This window comes from Rhodococcus sp. G-MC3 (assembly GCF_030063335.1).
GTDB lineage: Bacteria > Actinomycetota > Actinomycetes > Mycobacteriales > Mycobacteriaceae > Rhodococcoides.
Map to the genome: position 1 here is coordinate 152,728 of NZ_JASISW010000001.1, position 25,635 is coordinate 178,362.

Below are 25,635 nucleotides of genomic sequence, written 5' to 3' on the forward strand. Positions count from 1 at the left end.
AACACTGTGAACGAGTCAACACTGTGAGCGCCATCGAGTTGGCGGCGACCATCGACGCGCGCGGCGTCTCACTCGATCTCGATGTCGACGATGGCGAAGTAGTCGCCGTTCTCGGACCCAACGGCGCCGGGAAATCCACACTGCTTTCCCTCATCGCCGGATTGCTCAGACCCGACACCGGGCGGATCGTTCTCGGCGACGACATCGTGACCGATACTCGGGCCGGAACGTTCGTCCCTGCCCATGCCCGTGGAGTAGCGACACTGAACCAGAAGGCACTGCTGTTCCCCCATCTGTCTGTCGAAGCCAATGTGGCGTTCTCCCCGCGCAGCCGAGGAATCGACCGCCGTGGGTCACAAAAGATTGCCCGCACGTGGCTCGATGCGGTCGACGCGCGCGACCTCGCCGCCCGTATGCCATCGCAACTGTCGGGAGGCCAGGCACAAAGGATCGCGGTCGCACGGGCTCTCGCGGCTGATCCTCGGGTCCTGCTGCTCGACGAACCGCTCTCGGCACTCGACGTCGGTGCCGCACCCGCGGTGCGTCGGTTGCTGCGCACTGTACTGCGGGAGCAGAAGCGCACAGCAATCATCGTCACTCACGATCTGCTCGACGCGCTCGCGCTTGCCGACACCGTTGTAGTGGTGGAGGGCGGACGCATCGTCGAACGCGGGCCGACGGCCGAAGTTCTCACCGCGCCGCGCAGTGCGTTCGCGGCCAACATTGCGGGCGTCAACCTGATCGGCGGAACCGCGCACACAACCGAAACACTGCGCACCTCATGGGGACTGACCGTGCACGGTCACGGCGATACGGACAATGGCGCTGCAGTCGCAGTGTTCTCCCCCGCCGCCGTCGCCGTCCACCTCGTGCCCCCACATGCGAGTCCCCGCAACGTATTCGAAACCACGATCGCCGAGATGGACATTCACGGCGCCACTGTCCGCCTCCGCGCACCGGACAACCCCGACGGAAGTCGCGGTATTGCTGCGGACGTTACTCCGGCGGCCGTCGCCGATCTCGAGTTGGAGCCCGGCAAACGGGTCTATTTCGTCGTCAAAAGCCAGGAAGTTGCACTCCACACCGCATCGAGATGAGCTCTTCGTTCAGGAGATGCGGTTCGGCATCATTTCGGCCCTCGCTGGATATCTGCACCGGATATCGCCCAGCGGCCCGACGCCATTCGGCCGACTACAGCGATCATCCGCAGCGTCACAAAAATCGCCAAACCGACCCAGATACCCCGCAGTCCCCAGTCGAAGGCCAAAGCCGACCAGATCAGCGGAATGAACCCGACGAGGGCGCATGTAAGTGTCGCCGTACGCAGAAACGCCGCATCGCCTGCACCCAGCAGAACTCCGTCGAGCGCAAACACCACACCGGCAATAGGAACGATCATCACGAAGATCCACCAAATCGACTCCATCTGGTCGATCACGTCGGTGTCGGAGGTGAACAGGCCTGGAACCGCATGAAATCCCGCAGCAAACAACCCGGCGAGCACGACTGCGAACACCGTGGACCAGACGGTCAACCGCCAGCCGAGGCGAGTGGCCCCACGCACATCAGATCGGCCGAGGGCCGCACCCACCAACGTTTGCGCAGCGATAGCCAAAGAATCGAGCGTCAGCGACACCAGATTCCACATGTGCAGGACCACTTGGTTCGCTGCTACCGATGCTGCTCCGAAACGAGATGCGACCGCCGCCGCCGAAAGAAAGCACGCCTGGAACGCCAGACTTCGTAGGACGAGATCGCGGCCGAGTATCAACTGCACTCGCATGACAGGCCACGAGGGCCGAAGCGGTACACCCCCGCGCACCACGGCAGAGAGGAAGAACACCCCGGCGACACATTGGCCGATGACGTTCGCGAGCGCGGATCCGACCAGGCCGAGATGCGGAAAGCCTGCCAAGCCATGGACGAGCAACGGACACAGAACTGCCGAAAGCCCCAGACCGGCCAGTACGAAGCGCAATGGACGTGCGGTGTCCTGTACCCCACGCATCCATCCGTTGCCGGCGAGCGAGACCAAGATGAACGGGACGCCGAACACCGCGACCCTGAACCAAGCGACGGCTTCGGATGTGATGGATCCCCCGCCACCGATGACCGTGAGGATCGGTCCACAGAGAATCTGCATCAACGCGACGATCAGTGCACCGAGTCCGAGGGCCAGCCATGTCGCCTGAATTCCTTCGCCCACAGCGTCTTCCTCGCGTCCGGCACCGTGCAACCGGGCCGCCCTGGCCGTAGTGCCGTAGGACAGAAATGTCAGCTGCGTGCTGACCTGAGCAAGAATCAACCCGCCGACCGCCAAGCCCGCCAACGCCAGCGCACCGAGGCGTCCGACGACGGCAGCGTCGAACAGCAGATAAAGGGGTTCCGCCGCCAGCACGCCCAACGCGGGCAGTGCTAGTCCGAGAATTCGACGCGGTGTTGCGTCCGGCAAAGCGTCGGTGTCAGTCACAGGCATAAATATCGGTCTGGGCAGAAATGTCGGTCGAGGACATAAAATGTCAGCCGAGGGCAGCGATCAAAGACGCGACTACGGCGGATTTGGCTCCATGCGCGGTGAAACCAGCTGCATTGCGATGACCACCACCGCCGAGCGTCGTGGCGATGGCCGAGACGTCGACAACGTTCTTCGACCGAAGCGAGACAGCCCATTCGTCACCGACCTGCTGTTTGAGGACTGCGGCGACTTCCGCCTCCGATGTGGTCCTGACGATGTCGATGACGCTTTCGATTTCCTCTGACCGAAGCCCGGCGGAGTCCTCACGAAGAATCGCGGCGTACACGAAGCCGAGCCCACCGACTGCGTCACGAACGAGTTCGGCCGATCCGAGTACCGACCCCAGCATCGGCAGCCAACCGAAGGGGTGGTTGTCGAGCAACTTTCGAGCAATGAATGCTCCGTCGATACCGGTGGCGAGCAATCGCTCCGCGAGGAGGTGGGAACCGGGCCTGACCCAGCGGAACGAACCTGTATCGGTGACCAGGCCTGCGAACAGACAGTGAGCGACGTCGACATCGATCTCGACGTCCCACGCATCGAGCAGTCGAGTGATCACTGCAGTCGTCGACTCGGCCGCGTCGTCGACGACGTTGTACGTACCGAACCTCGTGTTGGATCGATGATGGTCGATGACCAGGCACGCGTCGGCATCGTCGATGCGTCCAGCCAGATCGCCGAGACGATCCCGGCTACCAGCGTCCACTGTCACGACGAGGTCCACCGCCGGGCGCACGTCGTCTGCTGCCGCCAGCAGTTCCAAGCCTGGCAACTCGTTCATGGATTCGGGCAGATTGTCCGGCGCGCCGAAGGACACCTGAACCGACACCCCACGACGCCGCAGCACCATCGCCAAGGCAAGTCCGCTACCGATCGTGTCGGCATCGGGATGCACGTGGCACAGCACCGTCACCGTCCGGGCAGTATCCAGCAGTGCGATTGCACCGGGGAACATGTCTTCGATCGTGAACGGCGTAGCTGCATCCGTCGGTTCGGCGCGAGGCGTCATTGTCATGTCGATCAGTCCGCGTCGGTGGACTCGGAATCCTCGACGGACTCACGCGGAGCCTTGTACGGATCCGCTTCGCCCGCGGGGCGAGCCGTGGCCGCTACCTTCGCAACTTCACTGTCGGCGTGGCGCGCACGCTCGAGCAGCTCCTCCATGTGTCGCGCCGTGTCCGGGACAGTATCGGTGACGAACACCAGAGTCGGGGTGAAGCGAACACCGGTGCCGGCGCCGACCTTCGAGCGCAGTACACCCTTGGCCTTCTCCAAACCTGCGGCGGCAGCCTGCAAATCTGGCGCAGTGTCGAGATTCTCGCCCATCACTGTGTAGAAGACCGTCGCATCGTGCAGATCAGCGGTGACCTTGCAGTCGGTGATCGTCACGAACGCCAGACGCGGATCCTTGATCTCATGATCGATCGCCGTCGCAACGATGGCGGCGATGCGCTTTGCGAGCTTACGGGCTCTCGCCTGATCCACCATGATCTTTCACGCTCCTCACGAGGTACCGAGTCAGTCCTCGGGACCGAAAATTCTTCTTCTGACTGCCAACAATTCCAGATCGTGACGCTCGGCGACGTGCCGTTCACATTCGTCCAGCTTGTCGTGAAGACCGTCTACGTCGGACCCTGCCGCAGCGATGCCGAACAACGACCGGCGAATGCGGCCGTGTTCGCCTGTCTCCGTCGCAGAAACCCCGAATCTATGCAGCTCGGAAAGAACAGGCTCGACCTTCGTCCGCTTTTCGGCAAGTGAACGCACATCGCCCAACAGCACGTCCAATTCGAGAGCACCCAAGTACACGCGGCCATCCTTCGATCGATTCGACCGAATTCCGGCCGGCGGCGATACCTTGCGGTACCGCCGCCGGCCGGTTCGATCCAGTGCAGTCTTACTCCCCTTGCTCCACTACCGAACGTACGGGTCAGGCCCGCAAACTAGTCGCGCGGCTTCTCACGAAGCTCGTACGCCTCGATGACATCTCCGACCTTGATGTCCGAGTACGTGACCGTGAGACCACACTCGTACCCCTCGCGCACCTCGACCGCATCCTCTTTCTCGCGACGAAGCGAGGAGATCGTGACGGTCTCGGCAACCACCGCGTTGTCACGCAGCAATCGTGCCTTGGCGTTGCGACGGATCGTACCGGAGGTGACGAGGCAACCTGCAATGTTTCCGACCTTGGAAGAACGGAACAGCGCGCGGATCTCGGCCTGGCCGAGTGCAACCTCTTCGTAGATCGGCTTGAGCATGCCCTTCAGGGCCTTCTCGATCTCGTCGATCGCCTGGTAGATCACCGAGTAGTACCGGATGTCGACGCCCTCGCGGTTGGCAAGCTCGGTAGCTTTGCCCTCTGCGCGAACATTGAAGCCGATAATGATCGCGTTGGATGCCGACGCCAGGTTGACGTTGGTCTCCGTGACGCCACCGACACCACGGTCGATGACGCGCAATTCGACCTCGTCGTCGATCTGGATACCGAGCAGAGCCTCTTCGAGAGCCTCGACGGTTCCTGAGTTGTCGCCTTTCAGGATCAGGTTCAGCTGTGAAGTCTCCTTCAACGCTGCATCGAGATCGTCGAGGCTGATGCGCTTACGACTCTTCGCTGCGAGCGCGTTGCGCTTGCGAGCGTTGCGACGATCGGCGATCTGTCGAGCGATCCGATCCTCGTCGACCACGAGCAGGTTGTCGCCTGCGCCTGGCACCGAGGTGAAACCGATGACCTGCACCGGACGCGATGGCAGTGCTTCGGTGACATCCTCGCCGTGCTCGTCGACCATGCGACGGACTCGTCCGTACGCATCGCCTGCGACGATCGAGTCGCCGACACGCAATGTTCCGCGGGCGATGAGCACCGTTGCCACCGGTCCGCGACCACGGTCGAGGTGCGCCTCGATAGCGACACCCTGAGCTTCCATGTCCGGGTTGGCGCGCAGATCGAGCGAAGCATCCGCGGTCAACAGCACCGCTTCGAGGAGGGCATCGATATTGGTGCCCTGCTTGGCGGAGATGTCGACGAACATGGTGTCGCCGCCGTACTCCTCGGCCACCAGACCGTATTCGGTCAGCTGCTGCCGGATCTTGTCCGGGTTCGCGCCTTCCTTGTCGATCTTGTTGACCGCGACCACGATCGGCACATCTGCTGCCTGTGCGTGGTTGATCGCTTCCACTGTCTGCGGCATGACGCCGTCGTCGGCTGCGACGACCAGGATCGCGAGGTCGGTTGCCTTTGCGCCACGAGCACGCATTGCAGTGAAGGCCTCGTGACCAGGCGTATCGATGAACGTGACGAGACGCTCGTTGCCCTCGAGCTCGGTCAGCACCTGGTAGGCACCGATGTGCTGGGTGATTCCACCGGCTTCGCCTTCACGAACCGCAGTGTTTCGAATCGAGTCCAGCAACCGGGTCTTACCGTGGTCGACGTGGCCCATGACCGTGACGACGGGGGGACGCTGTTCGAGATCGTCCTCGCCGCCTGCGTCTTCGCCGTAGGTGAGGTCGAAGCTGTTGAGCAGCTCGCGGTCCTCGTCCTCGGGGCTGACGACCTGGACGACATAGTTCATCTCGCCGCCGAGCAGTTCCAGCGTCTCGTCGTTGACCGACTGAGTCGCCGTCACCATCTCGCCGAGGTTGAACAGCGCCTGCACTAGAGCTGCCGGGTTGGCGTCGATCTTGTCCGCAAAGTCGGACAAAGAAGCGCCACGAGCGAGACGGATCGTCTCACCGTTACCGCGAGGCAACCGGACGCCGCCGACTGCGGGAGCCTGCATGCTCTCGTACTCGGCGCGTTTCGCCCGCTTCGACTTACGTCCACGCCTCGGTGCGCCGCCTGGACGACCGAATGCGCCTGCTGCTGCGCCGCGTTGACCGGGACGGCCACCGCCGCCTGGACGACCGCGGAAACCGCCTGCTGGTGCGCCACCTGCGGGAGCTCCACCGGGAGCACCCGGTGCGCCGCCGCCGCGGTAGCCGCCGCCTGCTGCGCCACCCGGACGTCCACCCGGCGCGCCGCCTGGGCGACCGCCCGGGCGGCCTGCTGCCGGCGCCGGACGTGCTGAACGCGTGGGCATCGCACCCGGGTTCGGACGAGGAGGCATCGAGCCCGGGCTCGGACGAGGTCCGCCCTGGCCGGGAGCGGGGCGAGGCCCGCCCTGGCCGGGAGCCGGACGACTTCCACCCTGAGGGGCAGCCGGACGAGCTCCACCCTGCGCCGGAGCCGGACGACCGCTACCACCTGGGCGCGGAGATCCGGGAGCCGGACGAGGCGCTGGACGCTCGGTCGGTGCCGAAGAGTATGGGTTGTTTCCCACCCGAGGAGCTTTCGGACCCGGCTTGGGTCCCGGTGCACCCGGTCGGGCCGCAGCGGTCGCTGCCGGTGCAACAGGAGCCGAATCGGGCTCTGCAGCGGGCGCCGAGGGTGTTACCGGAGCAGACTCTGCTGCCGGTGCCGATGCCGGACGAGCCGGCGCGGGCCGTGACGGCGCCGGGGTGGGCGCAGTCGGAGCCTGGGGCTCGACCGATGCTGCCGGAGCTACCGGAGCCGCGGGCGGCGCCTGCGTCTCGGGAGCTGCCGGAGCCACGGCTGCCGGAGTTACCGGACGTGGTGTGGGCTTCGGGCCGGGACGCGGCCCACCCGGCTTTGCACCCGTACTCGGCTTGGGTGCACTGCCTGCTGCGCTGCCATTGGTGGGTGTGGATTCCGACTTGTCGGATGGGAACGACTCACGCACTCGACGCGCCACTGGCGCCTCGACGGTGGACGATGCAGATTTTACGAACTCGCCTTGCTCTTTGAGCCGTGCGAGTAGTTCCTTACTGGTGACACCGAGTTCTTTTGCCAACTCGTGCACGCGGGCCTTGCCTGCCACTGCTCTCCTCACTGAGAGGTCGAGCGAGGCTTGGTGCCCGCACGACCTCGGGTTATCTCCGATGGACGTTCATCGTTGGTGCTTCACGGTGTGCTCATCAGTGCTGTTGCCTGTTCTTCTCGACGGGTACTGCTCTGTCGCCCTGGTCTTCGTGCTCCTGAGAACGCTCCTCCGATGCGACACCCTCTACGAAGGTGGCCACCGCGGAAGTGTCGACCGTTCCGTGCGCACGAAGCGCTCTGCCGAAAGCCCGGCGCCGTTCTGCGTTGTCGAGGCACTTCACGTCGAGATGCAGCCATGCACCTCGGCCGGGAAGCCGACGGTCGGTATCGGGAACGATCACGGATTCCGAAGACTCCGCGCCACCTTCCGAACGACGAACCACGACCCTCAACAGATCGGCGGCCGAAACTCGTTCCTTACACCCGACACACGTTCGCACCGGCCGACGGACTGTCGCCGAACCGGTGCTCTCATGACTCGAAGCATGGAGTTCATTCCGAACCATTTACCACTCTACCGCTGTATTGCCTCGAACTCCGCATTCCAGCCTCACGCGCTGGTCGACTCGGGTGCCGCGGCCGCGTCGCTGCGGATATCGATGCGCCAACCGGTCAGCCGCGCCGCCAATCGGGCATTCTGGCCTTCCTTGCCGATGGCCAACGACAGCTGGTAGTCGGGGACGACGACACGCGCAGCGCGAGCTGAAGCGTCGACGACCGTCACCGACACAACTTTCGAAGGCGAGAGGGCATTCCCGACGAATCGCGCGGGATCATCGTCGAAATCGATGATGTCGATCTTTTCGCCCGCGAGTTCGCTCATGACGTTGCGCACTCGCTGACCCATCGGCCCGATGCACGCGCCCTTGGCATTGAGGCCCTGGACCGTCGACTGAACGGCGATCTTCGACCGGTGGCCCGACTCGCGCGCCACCGCGATGATCTCCACCGAACCGTCAGCGATCTCGGGGACCTCGAGCGCGAACAACTTGCGCACAAGGTTCGGGTGCGTCCGCGACAGCGTTATCTGCGGGCCGCGCTGCCCACGCGTTACACCTACGACGTAACACTTGAGGCGCTCGCCGTGCTCGTAGCTTTCGCCTGGGACCTGCTCTGCAGGCGGCAACAACCCGTCCGCGCCGTTGGCATCGCTACCGATACGCACGATGACGGTGCCTTTGGCGTTCGCGCGGGTATCGCGCTGGATCACTCCGTTGACGATTTCGCCCTCGTGGGTGGAGTACTCACCGAATGACCGCTCGTGTTCGGCGTCGCGCAGCCGCTGCAGGATGACCTGGCGAGCCGTGGTCGCTGCGATGCGACCGAATCCTTCGGGGGTGTCGTCCCACTGGGAGATCGTGTTGCCGTCTTCGTCGACCTCTTTGGCCATAACCTTGACCGAACCGGATTTCCGGTCGACGTCGATCCACGCGTGCTGCTGATGGCCTTCGGTATGGCGGTATGCGGTCAGCAATGCAGTCTGGATGGTCGAGATCACGGTCTCGATGGAGACGCCTTTTTCCGCCTCGATGGCGCGCAGCGCTGCAATATCGATATTCACTTGTCGGACCCTTCTTCCGGTGTTTCCACGTTCACGATCTCGTCGGAGTCGGCCGGGGCCGGACGTCCACCCACGACCCCACCTGCCAACTCCATCTCGTCGGCTTTCGGCCGCGAGAACTCCACCTGTACAACAGCCTTGATCACTTTCGACAGTTCGACGGTCCTCGTCGCGAGGACACCTTTGGTCCGGGTGACAACGGTCACCGATTGTCCGTCGAGATGTCCGACACGTCCGTCGAACTTCTCGTCCGCCAGTTCGATTCGCACCGATCGGCCCCGAGCGCGGCGCCAATGCCGATCTTCCGTCAGCGGACGATCGATACCGGGCGTGGTGACTTCCAGAGTGTAGGGCGCGTCGCCGAAGTCCGACACGCCGTCGAAGGCTTCCGCGATATCGCGACTGAGGGCGGGAAGTGCATCGAGGTCGATGCCCTCTTCACGGTCGACCATGATCTTGACGGCGCTGTGTTTGCCGGCAGACACGACGGTGACGCCCTCGAGATCGAAACCTTTGCCGTGGACGAGATCGGACAGGAGTGCAACGACCCTCTCCTCGGTCGGAACAGGCATCGTGGTGACACTCCTCGTGAAGTTGTGGGTCGAATCAGCTCGAACTGTGAACGTACAGAATAGCGCCCTTCGGAGACGTCCGTGACCAGGTCCGGATGTGCGCGATGGGACTCGAACCTGGCACCATGAGGAATGTGCCGATGTCCTCGCTCCCCCGTTCACTCTCTCGCCGTACGGCGTTCCGGATGACTGCGAGCGTTGCTCTGGCAACAGCGGGGCTGGTGACGAGTGCCGCATGCTCGTCGAGCGACGACACCGCAGCGACGGTGGACACACTCACCATGCATCTACGTCTCGCGAAACGCGACGCAGCTGCCGCGGGTGCTCTGATCGCGGTTCTGCCCGACCTCGCCGATTCACTGATCGTCGTACAGTCCGAGCGCAGCGCACATGCAGTCGCTCTACAAACCGAGATAGACCGGGTGGCGGGTGGACCCGCCGAATCGTCCACCGCCGAATCGTCCACCGCCGCACCGGCCCCTACCGCAGTACAGTCGGCGCCTCCGCCCTTGGACGAATTGAGGACGTACTTGTCCGAATCACAGCGCGCCGCGGTGGACTCCGCACGAAACGAATCCGGATACCGAGCGGGTCTTCTCGGCTCCATCAGCGCCGCATGTGCCGTCGAGTCGGCGATGGTGCTCACATGAGCGATCTAGGCGCCGAACAGCAGGCGCTCGTGAATGCGTTGGACGCGGAATACGCCGCTGTGTTCGCCTACGGCATCGTCGGTGCGTTCTCCAATCCAGCACGGGCAGATCTCGTCGCTCAGAATGCCGCGGCACATCGGGCGCGCCGCGACGCAACCATCGATGCGTTGAAGGCCGCGAGTGTCACTGCCACACAGCCCGCTACCGCCTATTCGATTCCGTTTCCCGTAGTCGATGGCATCACCGCTGCACAGCTGGCGGCTCAGGCCGAGGTGGACACCTCCATCGCGTGGCGATCGGTGATCGAGCGCAGCGATTCCGGCCCCACCAGGGAGACCGGAATCACTGCTCTCACGGAAGCTGCACTGCGACTGGCGAACTGGCGTCAGATTCTGGGAGTCGTCCCGTCGACGATGGCGTTCCCGGGACAACCCTGACCTGGTCCCGCCCGAGGCGGCCCGGCATGAAGGCCGCCGCGACGATGCCCACGGCGACCGCCCCTGCTCCTACAAGCAACGCAGGCGCCAGAGCATTGGTGTAACCGGTGGGGGTCAACGATCCGCCCGCGCCGAGGAAAACGGCAGTCAGGACAGCGATCCCCAATGCAACGCCGATCTCCCTGATGGTGGAGTTGGTACTGCTGGCTGTGGCGTGATCGACCTCAGCCATGTCGACCAGCACGGCAGTGGCGGAGGGCGCGAAGGTGAGACCCATACCGACTCCAGCCATGACAAGAGCAGGGACCATCGAGATGTAAACGGTGTCCGGTCCCAGAATCGCCGCCATCCACACCAACGATCCGGCTTGCAGGACGAGTCCGCTCACGAGCAGCGCCCGAAGACCGAGACGAGGCGCCAGAATCCCGGCGAGAGGCGCCACCACCATCGGCGCTGCCGTCCATGGCAATGTTCGCAGACCAGCCTGGAACGGGGTGTATCCCATGACGATCTGCAGGTACTGCGACAGCAGGAACACGGCACCGAACATCCCGAGCGTGAAGGTGACGCCGATGACGTTCGCAATCGAGAAACTTCGCGATCGGAACAGCCGGAGTGGCACCACCGGGAATGCCGTTCGAGACTCTCTCAGTACGAAACCGGCGACGAGGACGGCAGAAGCGACGAACGAGAGCAGCACAGTTGTCGATGCCCACCCGTCGTCGTTTCCGTGCACCACGGCCCACACGAGCAGGAAGACACCTGCTCCGGCCAGAACAATCCCCAGCATGTCCAACGGTTGGCGTCGTCCGCGCGACTCCTTCAGCGCAACGAGCGCGAGCGGCACGGCAATCAGCGCCACCGGAACGTTGATCCAGAAGATCGCTTCCCAGGAGATGCCATCGACGACAGCCCCGCCCACAACGGGACCGAGAGCGACACCCAGGCCCGAGACGCCGCCCCAGATACCAATGGCGAGAGCACGTTTCGCAGCTGGAACTACGCCGGCAAGCAGCGTGAGCGAGAGCGGCATGATTGCCGCGGCGCCCGCACCTTGCACGGCTCGCGCCGCGATCAACAATGCGGGCGTCGAAGCCAGGGCTGACGCGATCGACGCCAGGGTGAACACGGCGATGCCGCCGAGAAACACGTTCCGCCTGCCCCATCGATCGCCGAGTGTTGCTGCGGCAAGCATGAGCGTCGCGAAGCTCAGCGTGTATGCGTTCAAGAACCATTGCAGTTGCCCGACCGACGCGCCAAGGTCGGCCTGGATGACCGCCAGCGCGCTCGTCATCACGAGGTTATCGAGCGTCGCCATGAACATCGGTAGCGATGCGGCCACGAGGCCCACCCAGATCGGGATCGTGCGGACGGTGGAGCGACGAGGCGGAACAGTATTCGTTGCCATCGAAAGCACCCTTCGTAGGATGTGCGGCCGAGCCGCAGGCCGCTTGGTAAGCATCGAATGATTACTTATGGAGTGACGCTAGTTATCAGCTGATAACCTGTCAACATGGCAGCACCGACGAAAACCACCCGCATGGACGCATCTGATCGCCGCGAACTGGTGCTGGCAGCCGCCACTCGTGCGTTTGCGCGAAGCGGATACGCCGGCACCACCACCGACGCGGTGGCAAGAGAAGCCGAGGTGTCCCAGCCGTACGTCGTTCGTATGTTCGGCACCAAGATCGAACTGTTCACACTCGTCTTCCAGCGTTCCATCGACGGAATCATGGAGGCATTCGACGCGGTGCTCGCCGGCAACCATCCGTCCGACGACGTGTGGGCGGAGCTCGGCGCGGCGTATACCGAACTGGTCGCAGACCGCGACCTATTGCTGGTCATGATGCACGGATTCACCGCAGGACGGACGCCGGAAATCGGCGCGCAGAGCAGAGCGGGGATGGCCGCGATCTACGCGCAAATCGTCGATGGCACGGGCTGCACGCCCGACGACGCTCGGCAATTCATCGCACACGGCATGTTGCTCAATTGTCTGCTCGCGATGCAGGCGCCGGAGTTCGCCGAGAAGGGCTCCCCTCTCGGCGAACTGGCGGACTGCGCTTTCGGACCCGGCCTGGCGTTACTGAAAGCTCGAGACTCGAGGAACCAGGACTAGGCCTTCATCTCGTAGACACCGTCGTAAGAAAGAACTTCGTTCCACACTGCATCGAACCTCGAACGATCGACGACCGGTTTGCGGATCGCACCGAGGGCCCACGCCTGCTGCGCCTCGGTCGACGACGGCTTGCCGTGCAACGCAACGGCATAACCCGAAAAGTCCCGGATCTGAAAGTCGAAGATCTGGTCGAGAACCTCGTTCGAGACGGAGTCCGCGCCCTCGAGAATCAGGTGGCCGTACACGACGAGTGAAAACAGGTGACCGACGTTGAGCAGGAAGTCGAGGTCTTTTTGCTGGCCTTCGTCGGGTGCCGAATCGGTCAGGAACTGCTTGAACGCCAGCACCTGTTCGTGGAAGCGGCCGACGTTCGGTACATGCGAGTACTTCTCGTACGTCGGTGCCCAGTCGTGGAACCGAACCTTTCCTGCCCCGCGTGCCGGGCCCTGAGCGAAGAAGAACGCGTCGTCGACCGCGTCGGTGCGTGTACCCACCTCCGGGTACTCGGTGGGCGCGAACATGTATGCAGGCATGAACTTCAACATCAGTGCGACGTTGACGTGCACTGTTCCTTCGAGTTTCGGCAATGTTCCGATCAGCTGCGCTGCTTCGCGGAAGTATGCGTCCTTCTCGTATCCCTTTGCTGCGATGACGTCGTGCAGAACACGCACTGTTGTCTCGCCTTCGGAGGTGACCTTAGCCTTGGTCATCGGATTGAACAGCAGGTAGCGGCGATCCTCCAGGCTTGCACTACGGAAGTAGTCCTTCGCCCTGGAGCTGAAGAGCTTCATCGCGATCAAGCGGGCGTACGCATCGACGAAACTCGCTCTCACATGCGGAAATTCGGTGACCCTGTTTCCGTAGAGGATTCGATTGTGCGCGTGTGTGATCGCCTCGTGGAAGGCATGTTCGGTGATGCCGATCGATCCGGTGCAGAGGTTGAACTTCCCGACGTTCACCGTGTTGAGTGCCGCGGAGAATGCGTCGGCGCCCGTATGCAGAATGTCCTCGGAGCGGACGGGGTAGTTCTCGAGCACGAACGTACTGACGAACATCTGTCCGTGAACCACGTTGTCCCGCAACGAGTAATTGGCATGCCCACTGTCGGCCACGAAGAACACGTACGCGTCGGGGCCTTCGATGTCGGTCCGCCTGCCGAAGACGGACACCATTCCGGCGACGTTTCCGTTCCCGATGTAGTACTTCTCCCCCGACGCGGTGAATTCGATTTCGTCTTGTGGCGACGGTTCCAGGAGGAGGTCGGTGGAGTAGACGTCGGCGCCGTGTGCTCGCTCGGACAATCCGAAGGCCATGACGCCGCCCTCATCGAGCACCCTTGCCGCTCGCCTCTTCGCAGACTCGTTCTCGCTCATCCAGATCGGCCCGAGTCCGAGCACTGTTACCTGCCAGGCGTACCAGTACGACAGACCGTAGAAGCCGAGGATCTCACTGAGTACAGCATTACGAGATGCGTCCCAACGCTTGTTCGGATCGCCGTCGGCGTATTCGGCCGGTGTACAGAACGTCGCGAACAATTTCTCCTTCGCAATGAAGTCCAGGAAGTCTGCCGTCCACACGGCCCCGAGGTCGTCGGCGAGCAAACGTACTTTGCCGCGATCCTCGAACCAATCGATCAGCGCCGTCAACTGCCGGGCGGTCTCGTCGTCGAAGGTTGACGTGTCGAGTTTCGTGGGATCGAACAAAGCAAGGTTGGTCACTCCGGTACCTCTCCTAGTCGGACGAGCAAGCTCGGGCACTCCGCAAGCTCCGCTCTCGCACCCAAAGCTACCAGCGAGTAACCGACCAGAACAGGGAAATCAGACGGCCGTTCGGACTGCCTTCACGATCTCTGCGGCAGCAGTATCCTTGTCCAGCTCACGGCTCTCGCCTGTGAATCGGTCACGAAGTTCGACCTTGCCGTCCGCCCAGCCGCGTCCCACGACGACGACGAGTGGCATGCCGAGCAGCTCGGAGTCTTTGAACTTCACCCCCGGAGACGCCTTGCGGTCGTCCAACAACACCTCGAGACCTTGAATGTCGAGTGCCGATGCGATCGCCTCGGCGCCCTCTCTCGCGGCCTCGTCTTTGTTGGCGATGACCAGATGAACGTCGAACGGCGCGATCTCGGCAGGCCAGCGCAGGCCCTTGTCGTCATGCATCTGCTCGGCGACGACGGCGACCATGCGGGAGATTCCGACGCCGTACGAACCCTGCACCAGACGGACCGGTTTGCCGTTCTCGCCGAGAACGTCGACGGCGAAGGCATCGGTGTACTTGCTTCCGAGCTGGAAGATGTGTCCGATCTCGATGCCACGGGCGGTGACGAGGTTTCCACGTCCGTCGGGAGACGGATCACCGTCGCGCACCTCGGCCGCCTCGATGGTGCCGTCGGGGATGAAATCACGGCCGGCGACGAGGTCGACAACGTGCTTGCCCTCGACATCGGCGCCGGTGATCCATGAGGTGCCGTTCACGACCCTCGGGTCGACGAGGTAACGCACGTCATTGGCGAGGAGCGCACGTGGGCCGATGTATCCACGAACCAAGAACGGGTTCGCCTCGAAATCGGCGTCACCAAGAAGCTCGAACTCGGCCGGCTCCAGCGCCGCTTCGAGACGCTTTTCGTCGACCGCGCGGTCGCCGGGCAGGCCGACGGCGAGCAGTTCCCACTCGCCACCGGGCAGGCGAGTCTTGAGAAGGATGTTCTTCAGAGTGTCGGCACCGGTGATCGCGCGACCCAGGTCGGCCGAGTTGGCCCAGTCGACCAGTGTCGCGATGGTCGGGGTGTCGCCGGTTTCGTAGTCCACGGCTGGAGGCTGTCCCTCGATGGGGCGCGACTCCGGCGCTGCGGTCGTCACGGCTTCCACGTTTGCGGCGTAGCCCGACTCGATGCACCGCACGTAGGTGTCCTCGCCGATGGCGCTCTCGGCCAGGAACTCCTCGGACGCGCTGCCACCCATTGCGCCGGATGTAGCTGCGACAATCACGTACTTCACGCCGAGGCGAGCGAAGATGCGCTGGTAGGCCTCACGGTGGGCGTGGTACGACGCCTTCAGCCCGTCCTCGTCGAGGTCGAAGGAGTACGAGTCCTTCATGACGAATTCACGCCCGCGCAGGATGCCTGCACGGGGACGCTCCTCGTCCCGGTACTTCGTCTGAATCTGGTACAAGGTCACGGGCAGGTCCTTGTAGGAGTTGTATTCGCCCTTGACCGTCAACGCGAACAGTTCTTCGTGTGTCGGCCCGAGCAACATGTCGTTGCCCTTTCGGTCCTGCAGCCGAAAGAGCGCAGGGCCATATTCGGTCCAGCGGTTGGTGGTCTCGTACGGTTCGCGAGGCAGCAGTGCAGGCAGCGAAATCTCCTGTGCGCCGATCGCATTCATCTCTTCTCGTACGACGCGTTCGATCTCTCGGAGCACCCGAAGTCCGAGTGGCAGCCACGAGTAGACACCAGGCGCGATACGACGGACGTAACCGGCACGCACCAACAGCTTGTGGCTGTCGACTTCGGCGTCAGCGGGGTCGTCGCGAAGGGTACGGAGGAACAACTGCGAAAGACGGGTGATCACGGGGTACGAGAGTAGTCGGTGCTCCGCAGGTAGGTAACGTTGCTCCCCGTGCTGATTCTGCTGCCTCCGTCCGAAACGAAGTCCGACGGCGGCGACGGCTCCCCTCTCGATCTCGACGTTCTGTCGCTGCCGCGGCTCAATCCACTCCGCCAGAAGCTTGCCGACGCACTCGTCGAGCTGTCCAACGACATACCTGCATCCAGCGCAGCCCTCGGGCTCGGGCCGACCCAGGCCGACGAGATCGAACGCAACGCCGCGCTCTGGGTTTCTCCCACCGCCCCGGCGCTGAGCCGCTACACCGGCGTCCTCTACGACGCACTCGATGCTCGCACGTTCACCAAAGCAGGCCGCGCGCGCGCAGCAGCTCGACTGTGGATCGGGTCGGCGTTGTTCGGGGCGCTGAGGGCATACGACCCGATTCCGTCCTACCGACTCTCAGGTGGATCGAAGATTCCAGGCTTCGGCACCCTGCGTACGCATTGGAAACCCGAGCTCGCGGACGCCGTGGAAGCCGAGGCAGACGGGCTCGTCGTCGACCTCCGATCGGGGACGTATCAGCAACTGGGCCCCGTGCCCGGCGCGATCACCGCAACAGTTCTGACGGAGAAGCCCGACGGCACGAGGTCCGTCGTGAGCCATTTCAACAAGCACCACAAGGGCGTGCTTGCGCGTGCCCTCACGCTGACGACGGCCGAGCCGAAGGACGTACGTGGTCTTGCCCGCGTTGCCTCCAAGGCCGGCCTCCATGTCGAGGTCGCATCGGCAACCGAACTGATCGTGCTCACCGAATGAACCCGGTACCAGGATTGCTTCGGCAAGGAGCAGACGCGTCCTACGGCAAGGGTAGGGCTCTGCGCACCGTGGACAGCATCGCCGATCAGCTGATCGCCCTCGAAGACCACGATGCTTCGGCGCTGGCTTCGTTGGCACTGACCAATATGATCGCGACGATGTACGAGGCAGGTTGGCAGCCTTTCGACCTCCTTCATATCGTGCGGCGCCAACAAACGGTGGCGGTGTCCTCGCTCGCCGCTGCCGTATTGCTTCATCAGTCCGATCTCGACGACGCGCTCGATCGCGCTCCCGACCACTGGGTCGATCAACTGTCCGAGATCTGCGCCGCGTACCCCAAGGCTGCATCCCGGGTAGAGCCGTCGCCCAGCTTTCTCGCTGCACTGTTGAAGGCGAGCGGCAAGACCGATTACATTGCGGCCAACGACCAATGGATAGCAGTACTCGCATTGCTGGGGCAGTGGCAGTCTCTGCCACGGTGGCCCAAAGTCGGGCCGTTCCCGTCTCAGTGGCCGAAGCAGCGGGCTCCGCGAACACAAGCCCCGGTCGGCGGAAACAACTCTCCGAATGCGAAGGCATTGGGGCGAATTCGAGGACTGCTCGCCAAAGCCGATGCCACCGATTTCGAGGAAGAAGCCGAGACTCTCACGGCCAAAGCGCAGGAGTTGATGACTCGGTACTCCATCGATTCGCTACTACTGACCGAGGGAAACGTCGATGTGATCAGCAGGCGTCTGCACGTGGACAATCCCCACGGCCCGCCCAAAGCTCAACTACTGCACGGGGTAAGCACCGTCAACCGAGTCAAGACCATCTGGGATCCCGAGTTCGCGATCGCGACCCTCGTCGGTTCGCCCGTCGATGTGGAACAAACTGAAATCTTGTTCACATCGTTATTGATTCAGGCGACGCGTTCGCTGTCGCACTCCCCCAAAGCCAAGCGGCGCAAAGGTTCTGCATCTGCGGCATTCGGCAAAGCCTTCCTCTATGCGTACGCGGTGAGGATCGGCGAGAGACTGACCGAGGTCGATGCGCACGCGGTCGAGGAGGCGTCGGAACATTCCGGCAACCTTCTTCCCATGTTGGCAGCCCAGACAATTGCGGTCGACCAGGAATTCGATCGGCTCTTCCCCCGGGTCAGGACGATGCGCGGCCCAAGGCTCGACGCCGAAGGCTGGGAGTCAGGGCATGCGGCGGCCGACGAGGCAACTCTGCGTTAGCTCCGCATCGGCCGACAGACTATTCGGTTGCCGTCCTGTACAGGACGGCATCGGAATATTTCGTCGGCAACTCATCGCCTGCGTTCCACCCTCTGGCATGCGCGGTCGAATTTGGCCCGGACGCTGCCAAAATTCCACAGATCTTTCCACGTCCACCTGATGACCTCGAGACCCCGATCGCGCATGTCATCCTCCCTCATCTTCTCTTTGACATTCGATTCTCCGCTCGCATACTTGCCCAACCCGTCGAATTCGCCGACGAGCTTCCACCGCTTCCAGTAGAAGTCCACCCGTGCAAGGAAACGGCCCTGGACCTCGAGCACCTGTTGCAGAATCGGATCCGGAAATCCGAACTCTGCCATTCGCAGTCTGCTCAGCGACTCTCCCGGGCTCTCGCTCAGACCGTTCATGCTGGAGATCGCCCGGCGCGCTGCACCTATCCCGGCAGCGCGTGTGGAGGACTGCACTGCGGCCCGCAACTGGTCCATCGACACCTTCTTGGATCTCAACGCCGAATCCCCAATCACCACCGCGTGATCGAGATCCATAATCCGCGAGCAGTCAATCACGGTGCGATCGATGGTGGTCATGCGCAATCCCTCGGATGTGGTGACGAACTTGTCCGACAACGCGGTCGTGTGCACGTGCATCCTCGGGGTAGTTCGGCGGTGTCCGTTCAGTACGGTCATATGCACCCGCTCCAGGCTCGTATCCCACAAGTCGAGTCCGTGTAGAACGGCAGCAGAGATATGGCTTGCAACAGCATTGTCGGCGTTCGCGCGGAGAGTGGCGATCGTCGCGAGCCGGTGCTTGCGCTCGGCATCGAGAGATATGAACAAGTCGTGCTTCACGTAATTTCCAGGAGTGATGCGATGCAATTCGCCTCGCGTACAAAGTCGTTGCAGATCGGTGTTGGAATAGCCGGCCGCCAGAGCAGACGAGCGAGCAATCAATCCATGTGAATCAGGGTGCATATGCAGATACTGCACCGAAGAACGAGCCGAAATCCGCCCTGAGCCAATCTGTGGATAACCCTTGCGTTGTGGATAAATAGCGAGACGGTCGTACCATTTGGAGCGCGCCGACAGATTGTTCAGATGCCGACCTGTACAGGTCGGCATCTGAACAAATCATCGGCAAGCAAACCGAGCACCCACATTCACGCCGACTGCGCGTCCTCCTGCGCAGCTTGAGCCTGCGCCACCTGCCGCGGAGTGAAGCGGATGAAGAATGCCGAGATGCCGGCAATGCCCGCCAGGATCGCGCAGCAGAACAACGCGAACATATAACCGGAACTGAGCGCGTCGAGCTGAACGTCATTCATCAGGGTGGCGGGACCTGTGGTTCCGCCCAGGGACAGCGTGCGTGAGGTGACGAGCGCGCCGACGATGGCCAGCGCCACCGGCCCGCCGAGCGTTTGGGCGACCAACGCGATGGCCGTCAACGGTCCGATCTCGGTCGCAGGCACGCCGGCGATCGCGCACAGCGGCAATGGGATGGATGCCATACCGACACCGAATCCGATGCCGATCACCGGGAAGAAGATGCCAGGGAAGTACGACGAATCCGCGTCCATCGTCGTGACCGCCACCAGCAGCCACCCGAACATGATCACCGCACCCGTCATGACGAGCCACCGGGGTTGGATCCGGACCACCAATTGCGAGGTGATGAATGCTGCAGCGCCGAGCCCGAACGCGAACGGCACGAATGCCAGGCCCGCGGACAGCGGGCTGTACCCGAGGATGTCCTGCACGAACAAGGCCACGAAGGCCGCAAGACAGAACATGACTCCGCCGGCGAAGAAGATCGCGACGAAGGTGGCGACGCGGTTCTTGTCGGCGAACAAGGAGAACGGCAGCAGCGGATTGTCGGCGCGGCGCTCGACGACCAAGAACAGTCCGAGCAACACCAGACCGCCGATCAGCGACCCGACGACAACAGGACTGAGCCAACCCAGTTCGGTTCCCTCGCTCAGCGCGAGCACCACACCGGTACAGCCCAGCGTGCCGAGGATCGCCCCTGGAAAATCGAGCGCGAGGCGAAAGCTTCTGCTCTCCTCGAGCGATACGATAGCCAGAATCGCAATGATGATACCGATCGGAACGTTGATCAGAAAGATCCAACGCCACGACACCTGAGTCAGCGCACCGCCGATGATGAGGCCGGCAATGGAGCCGACTCCCGTCATCGCGGCATAGATCGCGATGGCTTGGTTCCTGACCGGACCGGGCGCGAAGGTCGTCGCCACGAGCGCGAAGGCCGTTGGCGACGCGACCGCAGCACCGACGCCTTGCAGAGCACGCGCGGCGATGAGGGTCGTTTCGTTGACCGCCAGCCCACAGAGCAGAGACGCCACCGTGAACACAACAACACCGCCGAGAAACATTCTTTTCCGGCCGAACGCGTCGCCCAGTCGCCCACCGAGCAACATCAGTCCGCCGAATGCCAACGCGTACGAAGTCAGCACCCAATTTCGGCCCGCGTCGCTGAGGCCGAGATCGGCCTGAAGCGGAGCCAACGCCAGGTTGGCGACGGTGCCGTCGAGGACCACCATGAGCTGAAGACCACTGAGCACGATGATGGCCAGGCCGAATGCCCTGGTCGTCACCGGGTAGACGATCTGCGTTGCGGGCGCTGAGGGCTGCGAGTGGTCAGGCACGGGGGTTCACGTTACCGAGAGTTCACAGAAAAACCAGCAACGGTTCCGATTACGATGATCGCCGGTGGACGTATTCCCTCGTCTTTCACTTTCTGCGCCACGGTGTCGAGGTCAGCACGCAATTCGCGTTGGGTTCGCATCGTGCCTTCCTGGACGACGAGAACGGGCGTCGTCGCCGGCCGACCTCCGTCGATCAGAACCTTCGCGAACTTGTCGATGCGCTCGACGGCCATGAGCAACACGATCGTGCCCTTGAGTCTGGCCAGTGCAGCCCAGTCGACGAGCGAGTCGGGATGATCCGGGGCAACGTGGCCGCTGACGACGACGAACTCGTGTGTCACGCCGCGGTGGGTGACCGGCACGCCTGCCGCGGATGGAACGGAAATCGCGCTGGTAATTCCCGGAACGACGGTGACCGGAACACCGGCGTCCGTCAGCGCCTCCAGTTCCTCGTAGCCTCGCCCGAACACGTAGGGGTCGCCTCCCTTGAGGCGGACGACGAATTTACCGGCCTTCGCGCCGTCGATGAGCGCCTGGTTGATCGCCTCTTGGGCCATCGCACGGCCATACGGAATCTTGGACGCGTCGATCACCTCGACATGCGGCCCGAGTTCTGCCAAAAGTTCCGGGGGTGCCAAACGGTCGGTGACGACCACATCGGCGTACGCGAGAAGTCGGCGGCCGCGGACGGTGATCAGATCGGGGTCGCCGGGCCCGCCGCCGACCAGCGCGACCCCGGTGAGTGGCGCATGGGCGGAATCGGTGATGACACCGGACTGCAGGGCCTCGACGACGGCGTTGCGCACCGCCGCCGAACGCCGGTGCGCGCCGCCTGCCAGCACACCGAGCGTCAAGCCGTCCCACTCGGCCGAGGCCGGAGTCACAGCGGTCCCGTCCCTGGCGACGTCGGCGCGAACACAGAAAATCCTGGAACGCTCCGCTTCAGCGACGATCGCTGCGTTGGTATCGGCCTCGTCGGTGCAGGCGATCGCGTACCAGGCGCCATCCACATCGCCGTCGCGATAATCACGCAGTTCCATGCTCACCTGGCCACCGGTGGCCATCGCTTCGACCGCAGGCGTCGCCTCTCGGGTGATGACGTGTACCAGCGCGCCCGACGAGATCAGCAATGGGAGTCGTCGCTGCGCTACCGTTCCGCCGCCGAAGACGACGACGCGTTTCCCGAGGAGGTTCAGACCGACGAGATACGGAGAATCAGTCGCATCGGACTCGTTTGAATACACGGGGGAAACGCTACCGCGCCCGCTTCACGCGCGTTTCGTCCCATACCGGCTCACCCGATTCGTACACCTGTCCATCGGATCCGAAGACCAGAAACCTGTCGAAACTCCTAGCGAACCAACGATCGTGCGTCACCGCAATCACCGTTCCTTCGAACGCTGCGATCGCATCCTGAAGCGCGTCCGCCGAAAGCAGATCGAGGTTGTCGGTCGGCTCATCCAAAAGAAGCACTGTCGCCCCCGACAGTTCGAGGAGAAGAATCTGCACCCTGGCCTGCTGACCACCGGACAGCACGTCATAGGACTGCTCGGCTGCACGGGCCAATCCATAACGATCGAGAGCCCTGCTTGCCGCCTCCCGGCCCATTCCGTCACGGTGTTCGTTGCCGAGATGCAGGATATCGAGCAAGGTCTTGCCCGCGAGATCGGGGCGAGTGTGTGTCTGGGCAAACAGCCCCGGCCGCACTCGCGCGCCCAGTACCGCCTTGCCGGTGTGCGGGACCGGATCGAGTGCCAACTCTTGAACTGGCAAGTGCTCACGTTCCGGATCGGTGCCGCCGCCCGCGAGCAACCTCAGGAAGTGCGACTTACCCGAGCCGTTGGATCCCAGCACCGCGACGCGGTCGCCGAACCAGACTTCGGCGTCGAACGGTTTCATCAATCCAGTCATTTCGAGGCCGGTGCAGACGAGCGCACGCTTGGCGGTGCGGCCACCATGCAATCGCACCGTGACGCTCTGCTTCACCGGCACTGCCTCCGGCGGACCTGCATCCTCGAAGCGAGCCAGCCGCGTCTGAGCCGCGTGGTACCGCGCGGCGACGCCGTCGTTGAACTTCGCCTTCTCACGTAGCCGCAGAACGAGCGCACGCAGCTTCACTCGCTCCTCGTCCCATCGGCGACGGAGTTCGTCGAGGCGAGCGTTTCGATCATCGCGAGCGTCGTAATAGCTGTCGAAGCGGCCACCGTGCACCCATGATGTCGCTCCGTTGTAGCCGGGCTCGAGCGTCACGATTCTGGTCGCGGCGTTGGCAATGAGTTCACGATCGTGACTGATGAACAGCACCGACTTGTCCGAGTCGCGAATGGTTCTCTCCAACCATCGTTTTCCCGGTACATCGAGATAGTTGTCGGGTTCGTCCAGAAGGAGCAGCTGATCGTTTCCCGCGAACAGTGCCTCCAGCACCAGGCGCTTCTGCTCGCCTCCGCTCAGCGTCGATGCTGCGCGCCACTTCGCGCGGTCGAATGGCATGCCGAGGGCCGACATCGTGACCTTGTCCCAGAACGGCTCCAGGTCATAACCACCGATGTCTCCCCAGTCCGACAAAGCCGTCGCATACTTCAGCTGGGTTTTCTCGTCGTCGGTCTCGATCATGGCGTTCTCGGCATCATCGAGCGCTGTGGCTGCCGTTCGCACCGCAGGCGCGGATACCGACAGTAAGAGATCGAGGACAGTCGAGTCGTCTCGGAGCTGGCCGACGAACTGGCGCATCACGCCGAGCGAACCCGACCGTGTGACGGATCCTTCGTCGGGCGTGATGTCGCCGGCAACGATTCGGGTGAGCGTGGTCTTGCCGGTTCCGTTCGGACCGATCAGGGCAGTCTTGACGCCGTCGCCCACCCGAAAACCGACGCCGCTCAGAAGCTGCCGCCCGTCGGGGAGGAAGTAGTCGATGTCGGTCAAGTCGAGGTGAGCCACACGCTCAAACCTATGTCAGTGCGTCAGGGTCATCTCGTGCGTGGTGGTCAACGTCTGCTTGCCTCCTTCGTCGACGTGCGCGTGCTCGACGCGAAGGTGTGCCGCATCTCCCTCCGTAGTCAGCAGCATCACTCCGTTGTCGAACCACGGACCCGCGTCGGCATCCCAGCTGAACCCGGCGGGCGCTACTTTCGCCGCCTTCGAGAGTCGAGAAAGAATCTTCGCGACGCGCTTCCTGATGGCGAGACGATTGACCGCGCGGATCGGCAGGTTCAGGGGATTACGGAAAGGTGACATCGTCAGCTGATAAGTGGCGGGCGTGTCGCCGCCGACCCCGAATTCTGCGCGGGCGACGTACGAGCAGTGCACGTCTCCCGAGAGCCACAAGATCGACGACGGTGATTTGGGAGAACGGGAGAGTTCGCGTGTCAGAGTGGCCATGTCCGCAAACGATTTACCAAAGGCTGCCCAATGTTCGAGATCGAGTTCGATGCGGAGCTTCTCCCCCACCTTGGACGCGAGCTTTCCCCAGCTTCCCTGTGCCACAGCCTCGTTCCACTGTTCGAGGTGATGCAGCGCGGGCAGCATGAGGTACGGCAACGAAGATCCGAACAACAGATGCCTCGGCGAGGATTCCAAGGCGCGCTCCCGAACCCACGTCCACTCGACGTCGTCGACCATTCTGCGGTCTTCTGGATCCAGGCGCCGTGAGCAGCGAGAATCGATCATGATCAGTCGGGTGTCACCGAAGTCGCGGTAGAAGCTCCATCTACCGGTGTCGGGGTCGGAGTCGATCCGGAGGGAGAAATCCGCGAGTATGCGCTCACGCTCGGCGTCGGTCGCCGCCTGTCGAACGGTCCTGTACAACTCATCGCCTGCAAGTTCCTTCGGCGACAGGTTGCCGAGATGCTGGTACACCCAGTACGACGAAAATGCCCCGACGACGCGGTCCTTCCACCACGGCCTGGTTTCGATGTCGGCTCGCCACGACGCCGATGAATTCCAGTCGTCCCGAAGATCGTGGTCATCCAGGATCATGCAGGAGGGCACGCTGGCCAGCAACGTCCGTACCGGTTCGACTCCCCACGACTCGTGGTAGAGCCAGGAGTACTCCTCGAAATCGCAGATCTCGTTCTCCGCGTCGGTCCCGCGTGCGGCCACCGGACCGTCTCCTGCTCGACGCCTCGACTGCAATCGCTCGACAATCTCCGGTGACGGATCGTCCGCGTACACCTGGTCGCCGAGCAACAACAGCGCCTGTGGCCATTCACCTGGATTCTGCTGAAGCATCCTAGTACCAAGTCCTGCGAGCGCGTCTGCGCCGATTCGCTGCAACGACTCGTCGCTGTAGTTGTCTCCCCGTCGACAGGACCCGAACGCGAATGTGACCAGGCCGTGCTCGTCGACGGTGTGGATCGCTGCAGTGGCGCCCGACTTCGGCCAGACGACTTCCTCACCGAACTGCACGTCGTAGGTGATCGACGTATTCGCCGGTAGACCGGTGAGTGCCACCAGGGCGTAGTGGTGGCCGTGCACTCCCCACGTCTCGGCCTGCCCGGACGGGCCCGCGTCCGTCTGTACGACCACCGTCCCCGGGGCGTCGAATTCGAACCAGAAGGTCGCATCGGTCGAGCCCACGTAGCGAACGAGCGGGCCGAGTACGAGAGAAGAAGACGTCACGTCCTCACCTTGCACTCCGAACCGCCGTAACGCCACTGTCGCCGG

The 25,635-nt window shown here is 63.1% G+C and carries 22 protein-coding genes; 6 read left to right on the forward strand and 16 right to left on the reverse strand.

What is annotated here, in order from left to right; all coding sequences use genetic code 11:
• Positions 1 to 23: 23 nt before the first annotated feature.
• Positions 24 to 1,097 (forward strand): sulfate/molybdate ABC transporter ATP-binding protein, encoded by a 1,074-nt coding sequence (locus tag QMK17_RS00740; protein ID WP_283506430.1) that lies wholly within the window; start codon positions 24 to 26, stop codon positions 1,095 to 1,097.
• A gap of 29 nt (positions 1,098 to 1,126) precedes the next feature.
• Here the strand turns inward: QMK17_RS00740 and QMK17_RS00745 are convergent, their stop codons facing one another.
• From QMK17_RS00745 to rimP, 8 genes are all read right to left on the reverse strand, one after another.
• Positions 1,127 to 2,476, reverse strand: a complete 1,350-nt coding sequence (locus QMK17_RS00745) for an MATE family efflux transporter (protein ID WP_283506431.1) — start codon at positions 2,474 to 2,476, stop codon at positions 1,127 to 1,129.
• A 43-nt stretch (positions 2,477 to 2,519) separates the two neighbouring features.
• Positions 2,520 to 3,530 carry a DHH family phosphoesterase gene (locus QMK17_RS00750; protein ID WP_442972663.1) on the reverse strand — a complete coding sequence of 337 codons (1,011 nt, stop codon included), beginning with the start codon at positions 3,528 to 3,530 and terminating at the stop codon, positions 2,520 to 2,522.
• 5 nt (positions 3,531 to 3,535) lie between these two features.
• Positions 3,536 to 4,003 (reverse strand): 30S ribosome-binding factor RbfA, encoded by a 468-nt coding sequence (rbfA, locus tag QMK17_RS00755; protein ID WP_283506432.1) that lies wholly within the window; start codon positions 4,001 to 4,003, stop codon positions 3,536 to 3,538.
• Positions 4,004 to 4,033: 30 nt separating this feature from the next.
• Entirely contained in the window at positions 4,034 to 4,324 is a 291-nt protein-coding gene (locus QMK17_RS00760) for a DUF503 domain-containing protein (protein ID WP_283506433.1), read from the reverse strand.
• A gap of 134 nt (positions 4,325 to 4,458) precedes the next feature.
• The gene (gene infB / locus QMK17_RS00765) at positions 4,459 to 7,389 is read right to left on the reverse strand and encodes a translation initiation factor IF-2 (protein ID WP_283506434.1); all 2,931 of its coding nucleotides are present in this window, start codon (positions 7,387 to 7,389) and stop codon (positions 4,459 to 4,461) included.
• A 97-nt stretch (positions 7,390 to 7,486) separates the two neighbouring features.
• Complete coding sequence (locus QMK17_RS00770) at positions 7,487 to 7,897, reverse strand: YlxR family protein (protein ID WP_283506435.1); 411 nt, start codon at positions 7,895 to 7,897, stop codon at positions 7,487 to 7,489.
• Positions 7,898 to 7,941: 44 nt separating this feature from the next.
• On the reverse strand, positions 7,942 to 8,952 hold the full coding sequence (gene nusA / locus QMK17_RS00775; protein ID WP_283506436.1) for a transcription termination factor NusA: 1,011 nt from the start codon (positions 8,950 to 8,952) through the stop codon (positions 7,942 to 7,944).
• On the reverse strand, positions 8,949 to 9,524 hold the full coding sequence (gene rimP / locus QMK17_RS00780) for a ribosome maturation factor RimP (protein WP_283506437.1): 576 nt from the start codon (positions 9,522 to 9,524) through the stop codon (positions 8,949 to 8,951). Before rimP ends, nusA begins: the two co-directional genes overlap by 4 nt.
• Before the next feature lie 140 nt (positions 9,525 to 9,664).
• Here rimP and QMK17_RS00785 point away from each other — a divergent pair, with 140 nt between their 5' ends.
• Together QMK17_RS00785 and QMK17_RS00790 are read left to right on the forward strand one after the other, a co-directional pair.
• On the forward strand, positions 9,665 to 10,174 hold the full coding sequence (locus QMK17_RS00785) for a hypothetical protein (protein WP_283506438.1): 510 nt from the start codon (positions 9,665 to 9,667) through the stop codon (positions 10,172 to 10,174).
• A complete protein-coding gene (locus tag QMK17_RS00790; RefSeq protein WP_283506439.1) occupies positions 10,171 to 10,611 on the forward strand; it encodes a ferritin-like domain-containing protein in 441 nt (146 codons plus the stop codon). Before QMK17_RS00785 ends, QMK17_RS00790 begins: the two co-directional genes overlap by 4 nt.
• On the opposite strand, the gene QMK17_RS00795 is transcribed toward QMK17_RS00790, so the two are convergent.
• Positions 10,526 to 12,019: a DHA2 family efflux MFS transporter permease subunit gene (locus tag QMK17_RS00795; protein ID WP_283506440.1), complete on the reverse strand. Its 1,494-nt coding sequence runs from the start codon at positions 12,017 to 12,019 to the stop codon at positions 10,526 to 10,528. The genes QMK17_RS00790 and QMK17_RS00795 overlap by 86 nt on opposite strands.
• A gap of 105 nt (positions 12,020 to 12,124) precedes the next feature.
• Between QMK17_RS00795 and QMK17_RS00800 the strand changes: the two genes are divergently transcribed.
• Entirely contained in the window at positions 12,125 to 12,730 is a 606-nt protein-coding gene (locus tag QMK17_RS00800) for a TetR/AcrR family transcriptional regulator (protein WP_283506441.1), read from the forward strand.
• Here QMK17_RS00800 and QMK17_RS00805 read toward each other — a convergent pair.
• Both QMK17_RS00805 and QMK17_RS00810 read right to left on the reverse strand, forming a co-directional pair.
• Positions 12,727 to 14,448 carry an acyl-CoA dehydrogenase family protein gene (locus QMK17_RS00805; protein WP_283506442.1) on the reverse strand — a complete coding sequence of 574 codons (1,722 nt, stop codon included), beginning with the start codon at positions 14,446 to 14,448 and terminating at the stop codon, positions 12,727 to 12,729. The two genes, QMK17_RS00800 and QMK17_RS00805, sit on opposite strands and share 4 nt — an antisense overlap.
• 99 nt (positions 14,449 to 14,547) lie before the next feature.
• On the reverse strand, positions 14,548 to 16,299 hold the full coding sequence (locus tag QMK17_RS00810; RefSeq protein WP_283506443.1) for a proline--tRNA ligase: 1,752 nt from the start codon (positions 16,297 to 16,299) through the stop codon (positions 14,548 to 14,550).
• Between the two features lie 48 nt (positions 16,300 to 16,347).
• Here QMK17_RS00810 and yaaA point away from each other — a divergent pair, with 48 nt between their 5' ends.
• Positions 16,348 to 17,091: a peroxide stress protein YaaA gene (gene yaaA / locus QMK17_RS00815; RefSeq protein WP_283506444.1), complete on the forward strand. Its 744-nt coding sequence runs from the start codon at positions 16,348 to 16,350 to the stop codon at positions 17,089 to 17,091.
• Positions 17,088 to 18,311, forward strand: coding sequence for a DUF2786 domain-containing protein (locus tag QMK17_RS00820; RefSeq protein ID WP_283506445.1), 1,224 nt, complete (start codon positions 17,088 to 17,090; stop codon positions 18,309 to 18,311). Before yaaA ends, QMK17_RS00820 begins: the two co-directional genes overlap by 4 nt.
• 71 nt (positions 18,312 to 18,382) lie before the next feature.
• Here QMK17_RS00820 and QMK17_RS00825 read toward each other — a convergent pair whose 3' ends face one another.
• The 5 genes from QMK17_RS00825 to QMK17_RS00845 form a co-directional block, all read right to left on the reverse strand.
• The gene (locus tag QMK17_RS00825) at positions 18,383 to 19,162 is read right to left on the reverse strand and encodes a hypothetical protein (protein ID WP_283506446.1); all 780 of its coding nucleotides are present in this window, start codon (positions 19,160 to 19,162) and stop codon (positions 18,383 to 18,385) included.
• Positions 19,163 to 19,470: 308 nt separating this feature from the next.
• Positions 19,471 to 20,973, reverse strand: coding sequence for an MFS transporter (locus QMK17_RS00830; RefSeq protein ID WP_442972664.1), 1,503 nt, complete (start codon positions 20,971 to 20,973; stop codon positions 19,471 to 19,473).
• Between the two features lie 11 nt (positions 20,974 to 20,984).
• Positions 20,985 to 22,217 (reverse strand): uroporphyrinogen-III C-methyltransferase, encoded by a 1,233-nt coding sequence (gene cobA, locus QMK17_RS00835; RefSeq protein WP_283506447.1) that lies wholly within the window; start codon positions 22,215 to 22,217, stop codon positions 20,985 to 20,987.
• 10 nt (positions 22,218 to 22,227) lie between these two features.
• Entirely contained in the window at positions 22,228 to 23,910 is a 1,683-nt protein-coding gene (locus QMK17_RS00840) for an ABC-F family ATP-binding cassette domain-containing protein (RefSeq protein WP_283506448.1), read from the reverse strand.
• Between the two features lie 15 nt (positions 23,911 to 23,925).
• Positions 23,926 to 25,590: a DUF7800 domain-containing protein gene (locus tag QMK17_RS00845; RefSeq protein ID WP_283506449.1), complete on the reverse strand. Its 1,665-nt coding sequence runs from the start codon at positions 25,588 to 25,590 to the stop codon at positions 23,926 to 23,928.
• Between the last annotated feature and the right edge of the window lie 45 nt (positions 25,591 to 25,635).